Source organism: Dyadobacter sp. HNCC25DJ186 (genome assembly GCF_056895235.1).
In genome coordinates this window covers 1-908 of record NZ_JBXHAS010000046.1, presented here as the reverse complement: position 1 = coordinate 908, position 908 = coordinate 1, and the positions used below count along the sequence as shown (strand labels likewise).

Sequence of the window (908 nt, the reverse complement as noted above, 5' to 3'; positions counted from 1 at the left end):
TGATTGTCCTTTGGAAGTAAATTTTATGTTGATATCCTGCTGGATTTACTAGCAGGATATCAACTCTTTTTCAACCTTTTCACGCTGAAAAGATGCCAGCATCAAAATTTAAAAATATTAGTTACCGGGCGCGTGGCCTGGCTAACCTTGGCGGGATTGCCCGTATGGTTTTGTTTGCCGAATCGGATTTTGTTGCCGGGTGGCCTATTGCCGCCGATATCGGTTTACAGGGTGAATGCACCGTTTTACCGCGCATTGTCGCCAATACTGTACCAGCCGAAATTACTTTTGACCTACATACCGGCCGCGCAAAATCTTCCAAAAAGGGAACGCTGGGTTACCAGAACTACGAGCACGATGTCGAATGCAAATTTGCCGGTGTGGATCCTACCCAGCTGGAAGCCGTTCAGAAGTTTTTGAACGAAGGCGGTGTTGCCGTGGCCTACTACAAAAATGGCAAGCGCCGTATTTATGGTACGAGCTGGAACCCGCTTGTCATTGAAGACAGTGATGATTCTGGCGCGAAGGCAGATGACCAAAACGCGATCAGTTTTAAAGCGAAAGGTGACGGGTACCCCTTCCCTGCCCTGTTTTTGCAGGATGCCCTTGTGATGCCAACAGACACGGCGGCGGCCAAACCAAAACCTTTTGCGGTAGTTTAAAACCTTATCCAATCAATATTTTTTAACTGCATTAAGATATGCCTGCAAGTACATCAAAATTTAAAAATATAGCTTACCGGGCACGTGGCCTGGCTAACCTGGGAGGGATCGCCCGCATGGTCCTTTATGCTGAATCTGATTTTACGGCTGGCTGGCCGTTGGATACGCAAGTGGTGGCGGGTACCCTGGCCACCGCTCCGCCAATCGCGGCCGGTGTGATCCCGGCCGAACTTAGCTTTGACCTGC

General features: G+C 49.3%; 1 protein-coding gene and 1 pseudogene. Both read left to right on the top strand.

Going from position 1 to position 908, the window contains the following annotated elements; translation table 11 throughout:
- The first annotated feature begins 92 nt into the window (after nucleotides 1-92).
- Nucleotides 93-662 carry a hypothetical protein gene (locus AC1XUO_RS29630; RefSeq protein ID WP_483333519.1) on the top strand — a complete coding sequence of 190 codons (570 nt, stop codon included), beginning with the start codon at nucleotides 93-95 and terminating at the stop codon, nucleotides 660-662.
- 38 nt (nucleotides 663-700) lie between these two features.
- Nucleotides 701-908 (top strand): annotated as a pseudogene (locus tag AC1XUO_RS29625) (hypothetical protein); the annotation flags it as partial.

Coding starts and splice junctions, on each gene's coding strand:
- AC1XUO_RS29630 (WP_483333519.1), top strand. CDS start 93: ATGCCAGCATCAAAATTTAAAAATATTAGTTACCGGGCGCGTGGCCTG.